This is a genomic window from Pseudooceanicola aestuariicola (assembly GCF_045763785.1).
Lineage (GTDB): Bacteria > Pseudomonadota > Alphaproteobacteria > Rhodobacterales > Rhodobacteraceae > Pseudooceanicola.
On sequence record NZ_JBJGSF010000005.1, the window covers coordinates 181,560 to 190,404 of the forward strand.

Consider the following 8,845-nt stretch of genomic DNA (forward strand, 5'->3'; position numbering starts at 1 on the left):
TTTACCCAACCGTATGGTTCATCTTTTCACCTGAAACGTCAAACGACGCGGGTGGTGAAATGCCGCGCCACTTACGCGTTTTCGCACAGTGAAATCTGTCGGCACATCAGCGGCGACAACCGCCGCTTTTGGCCAATGAAAAACCCGCCGCCCGGGGGGGGCGGCGGGTCTGATTGTCTAACCCTTGCAGTCGCTATCGCGAGAAGAAGAGCTCTGGCAGGTACAGCGCAATGCCAGGGAAGAGGATGATCAGGATGACACCGATCAGCGTTACAAGCACGTAAGGCAGGACCGAGGCATAGATGTCCCCCATCGTGACCCCCGGAGGCGCGACCCCCTTCAGGTAGAAGAGGTTAAAGCCAAAGGGCGGCGTCATATATCCCACCTCCATCATGATGATGAACAGGATACCGAACCAGATCGGATCAAAGCCCGACGCCTCGACCACCGGCAGGAACACCGGCAGCGTGATCAGCATGATGCCCACGGGGTCCAGAACCATCCCGAAGAGGAACAGAACGAACAGCATGAACGCCAGCGCGCCCCATTTGCCGCCCGGGATATATGTCATCAGGTTCGAAATCAGCGACTGTGCCCCAAGTGCCGTGTAGGCCGTGCTAAAGGCGTGGGCCGCGAACAGGATCCACATGACAAGCGCAGTTAGTTTCAACGTCGCAATCGCCGCTTCATGCAGAACCGGCCAGCTAAGCTGACGGTTTACAGCGGTAGCAAACAGCGCGCCAAAGACACCGACAGCTGCGGCCTCGGTCGGGGTAGCAAAGCCGCCAAAGATCGCACCCAGAACGATGACCACGATCATGATCGGCAAGATCACCGCCTTAAGCGACCTCAGCTTCGGCCCCCAACCAGCGCGTTCTTCTTTGGGAAGCGCGGGGCCCATGTGAGGCTGCAGCCAGCAGCGCACGCCGATGTAGATCGACACCAGCACGAACAGGGTCAGGCCCGGCCCGATACCAGCCGCGAACAGACGCCCCACCGACACTTCGGTCAGCAGCGAATAAAGAACCATCAGGATCGACGGCGGGATCAGGATGCCCCAGCCCCCGCCGGCGTTGATGGCCCCTAAGGCAAGTTTTTTATCGTAACCCCGCTCTAGCATCTTGGGCAGCGCGATGGTGCCCATGGTCACAACGGCCGCGCCGGAAATCCCGGACATCGCCGCGAAGATCACGCAGATCAGCACGGTGCCGATGGCCAGACCGCCGCGCAGGCCGCCCCACCAGACGTGCATCATGTCGTACAAGTCGTTCGCCACCCCTGACTTTTCCAACAAGATCGCCATAAAGACGAATAGCGGAATGGCCATAAGGGTTGGGTTCGCCATGGCGTCCCACATCTTGGACCCGATCAGGTAGAACCCGATAGTGCCCATTTCGTACCACAGGAACGCGGCCGAGATGCCGCCCAGCACGAAGACCAGCGGTGTGCCGATCAGCACAAAGAATAGAAGGGCGCCGAAAAAGATCAGCGTCAGAAGTTCAACGCTCATACCTCGGCCTCCTCACCGTGGGGGTTTTCGTCCTTGGCCTGAACACCAAAGACATCTTCGGGCACCGGAAGGCCCATCAGCACGCGCACATCAGACCACAGACGCACAAAGCCCTGCGCCAACAGCAAGGCCGCGGCGACCGGGATCAGCGATTTCGTGGGCCAGAGGTACGGTTTCCACAGTGAGTTCGACCGTTCCATATCTTCGATCGCTTCTATCGCGATTTTGAAGCCTTCCCAGAACAGGATGCCCACGAAGAAGATGAACAGCGGCCAGGTCAGGATATCGATCAGCGCCTTCTTCTTCTGGCTGAAGCTGCCATAGAAGATGTCGACGTTGACGTGACCCCGTTCGGCCAGCAGATAGCCGCCCCCAAGGATCGCATAGCCACCAAAGATCAGCACGGCCAGCTCGGCAGTCCAGATCGCGGGCGCCCCGACGATGTAGCGCATGACCACGTCGGCCAGCAAAAAGACGAAAAGGATCAGAACGGCGAGGGATACCCACCTTCCGATCCAGCGGTTTAAGCGCGTGATCGCGCGCGCAACCTGAAACATGCGTGTTGTCCCCGAATGCAGACCCACCACTGGTCTGCCACCGTTATCCGCGGGGCAGCCGTGTTCAGGCGGTCTGGCTAAAAGTTTTGAGTGTGGGATGACCCTGACAAGGCCGGGTCATCCCAGTGTTCGATCAGGCGTAGCCCAGATCCGACATCAACCCGGTGTAGGCCTCGTGAGCCCGCGCCGCGATTTCGCCTTTGGCTTTTTCCTGCTCAAGGATGTTCGTCGATGCGGCGGCGAACATATCCAGCACTTCCTGCGGGAACTGCATGACTTCGACACCGTTCTCGGTCACACCAGAGGTCAGCGCGATGGCTTCCTTGTGCATATATTCTGCCGAACGGCGGAAGAAGCGGATTTCCATCAGGTCGACCAGAGCGGTCTTCAGCTCGTCATCCAGACCCTGCAGCTGCTCTTCGTTCACGATAAACGCGTCGATGGTGAAGCCCAGTGCCGGCTTGTAGTGGTACTTACAGACTTCCCACAGCGACATGGATTTTGCACCGATGGCCGCACCCCAGTGCGCGCCGTCAACCACGCCCGAGCTGAGCGACTGATAGAGTTCCGAGCCGGGGATGTACTGCGGCGCGGCGCCTGCAGCGGCCAGGTAGTCAAGAAGCGTACCGGAAGAGCGCAGCTTGATGCCTGCGAAGTCTTCGGCCGTCTCGATCTTTTTCGACGTAACCAGTTCGGTCGGATAGGCTTTTTCCGACATCATCCGCACGCCATCGGGAATCAGCTCTTCGTTGACCATGTCCTCGATGCCGAGGTTCTTAGCCGCGTGCTGCGGTTCCCAGTTTTCGCGGAAGGTGCCGGGGATGCCCATCAGGAACGACGCGGCCTGCGCCTTGTCCAGAATGTAGGACGGGGAAATCGTGCCCATCGGCACAACGCCCTTACGGATCAGGTTGTAAATGTCAGGGCCTTTGGCGAATTCGCCTGCGCCGAAAAGTTCCAGCTTGAACGCGCCCTCGGTACGTTCTTCCAGTTCCGTCGCCAGTACACCAAGGCTGTCGTTGAACGAACCAGATGCCTTGGGCCAGTGCGACTGCACCCGCCAGGTCACCTTGCCCTGTGCGATACCTTTGCCGACCAGAGCCGGCGCTGCAACGGCGGCCAGACCGGCGCCACGCAGAATAGTACGACGATTAAGTTTGCTTGCGGTCATGTTATCCTCCCTAGACCAGATAAACGCGGCCCGGATTATCTACCCCGTGATCCGCGTAGGGAGACCGGCCGCGCAAAACGACCCTCCCCCCATCTACACTCACCAGAACACTTTTCGACTCGCGCGTCAATTAGATGCACTAATGTGTGAACACTGACCGGTCAGACACCAATCTGACTTGGCAGTTGATCTTTGTGCGGGACCGTGGCATTCCCGCAGTGCGGAATTTGGAGGGGTGCGCAATGGCCAATTGGAATGGGGCGGTCGCGTCGCGCGAAGAAGTCAGAGAACTCAAGCGGCGGGCAGCGGTGCGAGTTGCTGCGAAAATTTTCAACGCGAAGGGCTATCACGCCACCTCTTTGGACGAAATCGCGGATGAAATCGGTGTCACCAAAACCGCGCTGTATTACTACTTCAAGAACAAAGAACAGCTGCTGTTCGAGTGCCTGAAGCTGACCTACCACTGCGGGGAAGTCGCCCAGCAAGAGGCCGAGGCGATGGACGGCACCGCCTATGAAAAGCTGCGCCATCTCTACAAACGTTTCATGGAAATCCTGCTGGAAGAGCGCGGCGTCTATACCACCATGTCCAACATTCGCGCCCTGCCCGAGCATCAGCAGGACGACCTGCTGTCCAAGCGCAAAGAACTGGATCGCTATGCCCGCGGCCTTTTGGATCAGGCGATCAATGACGGTACGGTACGTAACATCGATCCAAGACTGACCTCGAACTTCTTCCTGGGGTCGGTGAACTGGATCCTGCGCTGGCATACCGAGGATGGTGAAAATCTAATGACCTCTGCCGAAACGGCGGATCATTTCCTCGACCTTTTCATGAACGGCATTGCCGAACAGGTTTAGACAGCGCCGACCATGACGCGGCCCGCGTCGTTTGCCGTGGCAATATCCCAAAGCTGATCCAGCCAGTCCCGCGCCCTGTCGTCGCCCACAACCGGCGCGGTCAGGCCAAGAAACTTGTCCCCAATCGCCTGATCTGAAACCGGTATTTGCGGGCTGCCAGAGGCTTCTAGCGCAAATTCGGAATAACGTTCGCCACACGCCATTACCGTCACCCGCGCCGGGCGCTGGTCCGGGTAAAGCGCGTCCATCGCGTCACTGGCGCGGATGGTCAGCCGGGGAAGCAGCGCCCCGGCAAACGGCTCGGCCCGAGCCGTGTCGTCAAAATCCGCCAACGCCGCGCGACCTTTCCACAATCCCTGCGCCAGTACGTATTGAAATGACAGCTGCGCCGTCGCCATGTCGCCCCAGCCGGTGTCCGCATGGGCGGCGGCGATGGAATAAGTCTCGACCTCGATCGCCGTCACCTCGTCGGGATGCAGATCATGCGTGGCGCGCAGGGCGATCAAAGCCTCCAACGCGGGTTGCAGGTGACGGCAGCAGGCGTGGGGTTTGATGTAGCAATCGGTCATGCGCCATGGTCGATCCGGCGGAAAGGTCAGGGAAAATTCCCCCGGCGCGATGCCACCGAACGCCTGCGCATAGCCGGAAGGTCGTTCAAGAATGCCATAGGGCGCGCTGATACCGCTGGCCGCCAACCGCGCCGCCATCAGCCCCCCGCGTGCCGCCAACCCACCGTGCAGGCGCTTGACCTCTCCGCCCCCGCCAAGAAAGGCGAAAAGCCCGCCGGCCTCTGACGCGGCGAAGCCCAAGGCGGCTTCGGTCTGCGCCGGATCCAGCCCCAGCACCCGCGCCACCGCCATTGCCGAACCCATCGGCCCCACGGTCGAGGTCGGGTGAAACCCGCGGTCGCGCAGCGCCGGGTGCAAGGCCGCGGACAAAGCACAGACGCTTTCGTATCCCACCGCCAAGGCATGCAGAACGTCCCGGCCCGATACCCGCTGCATCAGCGTTGCCGATAGCAGCGCTGGCACCACCGCCACGCCCGGATGGACGGACCCTTCGCGATAGCCATCGTCCAATTCCAGACCATGCGCCGCCGTCCCGCACAGATACGCGTGATCTGCCGCAGCACGCGTGCCCGGATGACCCGGCAAAGGCAGGTCACCTTCGGGCTGCAAAGGGGCCAGTGTCGCGGCCACCCCCTGCCCCAACCCGGCGACGATAACGCCAATGGTATCAATAAGATGGCGGATGGCGGCCCGTTCGACACCGCCAGGCAGATCGCCCGTGTCGCACCCAAAGCCGACCATGGCCGCCGTGGCGCCCATCAGAGCGGATCCAGTCGGAACGCCCTGCCCCCTTCATGCACTCGCGCAAAGGACCAATCCGGGATATGCCCCGCACACAGCAAGGCACTGGTGCCTGCACAATGCTCCATCACCGCCCGACGCGACTGGGCGGCCAGCGCCGCGTCGCCATCCGCGCGCATCACCAGATCGGGCATGTCCAGTTGGATCGGATGGTGGATCGCATCGCCCGAAATTACCGCCTCTGCCCCGTTGGCGCGGGCGTGGATGCAAACGTGACCGGGCGAATGGCCGGGCGATGGGGAAAGAAAGACCTCTTCCCCGATCTCACTTATGATCTCTGCCGTGTCGCTGACCATCTCGGCCTGCCCCGCATCGACCACGGGCAGAACGCTGTCCTCGATATGGGCGTAGCGCGAGCCCTCGGTCCCGACCAGCGCGGCGAAATGGTCGTATTCCGCCTTGTTCATCACGTAGCGAGCATTCGGGAAGGTCGGCACCCAGCGGCCATCTACCAGCCGAGTGTTCCAGCCGACGTGATCGGTGTGCAGATGGGTGCACAGAACGATATGGATGTCCTCGGGCCGCAGCCCCAGATCGGCCAGAGACGTCAGGAAGGTATGTGCCCGCATATCATCCTGCCACGGCGCATGGGGGCGCGGCTTGTGGTTGCCGTTGCAGGTATCAACCAAAATGTTCTGCCCGCGCGCCCGGATCAGATAGGCCTGAAAGGCCATGCCCACGGCCAACGTTTCCGGATGCAGATGGCGCGGGCCGATCCAATCGGCATTCCGCGCTGCGTCTTCATGGATCAGGTCGGGAAACAGGAAGGCGCGCGGCATCAGGCGGTACCGCACTTCGGGCACCAGATCGACGCGGAGCGCCCCTATCTCCACGCCCGAGGTCACACCAGCGGTTCCTCGTCCATCGACCCAAGGCCGCGTTTCCACTTCGACAGCCACCATGCGTATTGCGGTGGCCAGGTGTCCCAATCGGTAACGCCCAGTTTTTCGGCCGCGTGGTGCGCCCAATAGGGGTTGAACAGCGCCTGCCGCCCGATGGCGATCAGATCGGCCTGACCGTCCTGCAGCAGTTGTTCCGCCAGTTCGGGCGTCCGGATCAGGCCGACGGCCTGCGTCATGATCCCGGCCTCTTCGCGCAGCAGCTTGGCAAAATGCGCCTGATAGGCTGGGCCACGCGTCAGGTTCGAATTGGTCGCCCCGTGCAGCATGTTCCCGCCCGACGAACAATCGACCACATCCACCCCGACCTGCTTCAGAAGCTTGGCCAATTCGACACTGTCCTCCGGCTCCCATCCGCCGTCGATCCAGTCGGTTGCAGAAATTCGCGTGAACAAAGGCACCTCATCCGGCAGCGCATCCCGCACCGCCACCGCGACCTCCAAAGGGAAGCGCATCCGGTTCGCAAGGCTGCCGCCGTAGTCATCGGTGCGCTGGTTGGCCAAAGGCGTCAGAAAGCTTTGCAGCAGGTAGCCATGCGCCATGTGGATTTCGACCATGTCAAAACCAGCGGCCAAGGCCCGATGCGCGCCCACGACAAAGGCTTCGATCACCTCTTCCATATCGGCGCGCGTCATTTCTTTCGGCTCTAACCAGCCGTCGGTGAACGCGATGGCAGACGGGCCGAGGGGCGTCCAAGTTTCGTCCCCCGCATCAAGGTTTTCCTGCGTCAGTGGCCCGTTACCCTGCCACGCTCGCTGCGTCGCGGCCTTGCGGCCCCCGTGCGCAAGCTGAAGGCAGGATTTGAACCCCATGTCGCGGATCTGCTGGGTAATCGGGCGAAAGCTGTCCACGTGGCTGTCGTAATAAATCCCGGTACAACCGTTGGTTATGCGCCCTGTGCGGGTCACCGCCGTCGCCTCCACAAACACCAGCCCGGCGCCGCCAAATGCGAACTTGCCGTAATGCGTGCGGTGGAAATCCGTCGCATGACCGTCTTCGGCGCAATACATATCCATCGGCGGAATCACGACGCGGTTCGGCAGGGTGACACCGCGAATGGTCAGCGGGGTGAATAGTTTTACGGTCATATCGATCCCTTACGTTCCATGCGGGGCCAAGATCTGCCGCAGCGCTTTGCCCTGCGCCAGCTTGTCAAAGCCCTCGTTCATCTGATCGAAGCCCAGATACCCATCGATCAACTTGTCCACTGGCAGTGCGCCCGCATGATACATCCGCAGGAACCGCGGGATATCGCGCACTGGCACCGACGATCCCATGTAGGACCCGATCACCGCCTTTTCGTTGCTGACCAGATCGGCGTGTTCGAATCCGAATTGCGCCCCCGCAGGCGACAGACCCGCGGTGACCAAGCGCCCGCCCCGCCGCAGCACGGAATAGGCCCCCTCCATCGCCTTGATCGCGCCCGCCAGTTCCACGGCCACATCCACACCGCCGCGCGTCAGGTCCGCGACCTTGCTGGCCAGTTGCGGATCGCGCGCGTCGAAGGTGTGGGTCGCGCCCAGCTCTTCTGCCTTTTTGCGTTTCGACTCTTCCAGATCGACGCCGATGATCACCTCGGCACCGCTGGCCTTGGCGCCCATGATGCCGCAAAGGCCCACGCCGCCCAGCCCGAAGATCGCTACCGTTTCCCCGGCTTGGATTTTCGACGTGTTCAGCACCGCCCCCGCGCCGGTCATCACCGCGCAGCCAAAGACCGCCGCGTCCACCATGGAAATCGGATCGTCGATCACCACGACAGACCCACGATTCACCACCGCGTATTCTGCAAAACAGGATATCCCGGTGTGATGCGCAATCGTCTCGCCACCTTCGCCCCGGATCCGCGACCCACCAGAGAGCAACCCGCCCTCTTGCCGCGCCTTCACGGCGGCATAACAGATCTGAGGACGCCCGGATTGGCACATCTCGCACCGCCCGCAAGAGGGTGCGAACTGGAATACCACCTTGTCGCCGACCTTGACGTCGTCGATGCCTGCGCCGATCTCGATCACCTCGCCCGCGCCTTCATGGCCCATCAGCATCGGGATCATCCGGCCCCGCGATCCGTTGATCACTGACAAGTCCGAATGGCACAGCCCCCCGCCCATGACCTTGACCACGATGTCGGTCGCCTTAGGCGGCAAAAGCGTAACGGTTTCAAGCTGTAACGGTTTGCTGTCGGCGTAAGGGGCTGGCAGCTCAAGCTCTCTCAGCACCATGCCCTTGCAGGTAATCATATCCCCGGTCCTCCCTCAAAAGACCGCCTCCCCGCGGTCCCCCCGATAGGGGGAACCCTAACCCCAAGCCTCGGCGGGGCGCAATGGTATACCAAATTATGGCGGATACCGGTCCAAAGGCCGCGTTGGGCAGGTCAAAAACAAATTTTGGATGTGAGGAAAGAAATGGTGCCCCCACACGGTTGGTGTTTGGGTTGTGGTCCCGTTGCAGGCATCGCCACAGCTTGTAGCTCCAGTAGAA

At 61.3% G+C, this 8,845-nt stretch carries 8 protein-coding genes; 1 reads left to right on the top strand and 7 read right to left on the bottom strand.

The window, feature by feature from the left end; translation table 11 throughout:
- Positions 1 to 193: 193 nt before the first annotated feature.
- The 3 genes from ACI3GR_RS16800 to dctP form a co-directional block, all read right to left on the bottom strand.
- Positions 194 to 1,510: a TRAP transporter large permease gene (locus ACI3GR_RS16800; RefSeq protein ID WP_407496235.1), complete on the bottom strand. Its 1,317-nt coding sequence runs from the start codon at positions 1,508 to 1,510 to the stop codon at positions 194 to 196.
- Entirely contained in the window at positions 1,507 to 2,067 is a 561-nt protein-coding gene (locus tag ACI3GR_RS16805) for a TRAP transporter small permease subunit (RefSeq protein ID WP_407496236.1), read from the bottom strand. The genes ACI3GR_RS16800 and ACI3GR_RS16805 overlap by 4 nt, the downstream gene beginning before the upstream one ends.
- Positions 2,068 to 2,200: 133 nt before the next feature.
- The gene (gene dctP, locus ACI3GR_RS16810; RefSeq protein ID WP_407496237.1) at positions 2,201 to 3,238 is read right to left on the bottom strand and encodes a TRAP transporter substrate-binding protein DctP; all 1,038 of its coding nucleotides are present in this window, start codon (positions 3,236 to 3,238) and stop codon (positions 2,201 to 2,203) included.
- Positions 3,239 to 3,480: 242 nt separating this feature from the next.
- On the opposite strand from dctP, the gene ACI3GR_RS16815 reads away from it, so the two are divergent.
- Positions 3,481 to 4,098 carry a TetR/AcrR family transcriptional regulator gene (locus ACI3GR_RS16815; protein WP_407496238.1) on the top strand — a complete coding sequence of 206 codons (618 nt, stop codon included), beginning with the start codon at positions 3,481 to 3,483 and terminating at the stop codon, positions 4,096 to 4,098.
- On the opposite strand, the gene ACI3GR_RS16820 is transcribed toward ACI3GR_RS16815, so the two are convergent.
- From ACI3GR_RS16820 to ACI3GR_RS16835, 4 genes are read right to left on the bottom strand one after another with little or no spacing between them, the layout of a single operon-like run.
- Positions 4,095 to 5,426, bottom strand: a complete 1,332-nt coding sequence (locus tag ACI3GR_RS16820; RefSeq protein WP_407496240.1) for an MmgE/PrpD family protein — start codon at positions 5,424 to 5,426, stop codon at positions 4,095 to 4,097. The genes ACI3GR_RS16815 and ACI3GR_RS16820 overlap by 4 nt on opposite strands.
- Entirely contained in the window at positions 5,426 to 6,313 is an 888-nt protein-coding gene (locus ACI3GR_RS16825) for an MBL fold metallo-hydrolase (RefSeq protein ID WP_407496241.1), read from the bottom strand. The genes ACI3GR_RS16820 and ACI3GR_RS16825 overlap by 1 nt, the downstream gene beginning before the upstream one ends.
- A complete protein-coding gene (locus tag ACI3GR_RS16830) occupies positions 6,310 to 7,455 on the bottom strand; it encodes an NADH:flavin oxidoreductase/NADH oxidase (protein ID WP_407496242.1) in 1,146 nt (381 codons plus the stop codon). The genes ACI3GR_RS16825 and ACI3GR_RS16830 overlap by 4 nt, the downstream gene beginning before the upstream one ends.
- A gap of 9 nt (positions 7,456 to 7,464) precedes the next feature.
- The gene (locus tag ACI3GR_RS16835; RefSeq protein WP_407496244.1) at positions 7,465 to 8,604 is read right to left on the bottom strand and encodes a zinc-binding dehydrogenase; all 1,140 of its coding nucleotides are present in this window, start codon (positions 8,602 to 8,604) and stop codon (positions 7,465 to 7,467) included.
- Positions 8,605 to 8,845 lie beyond the last annotated feature (241 nt).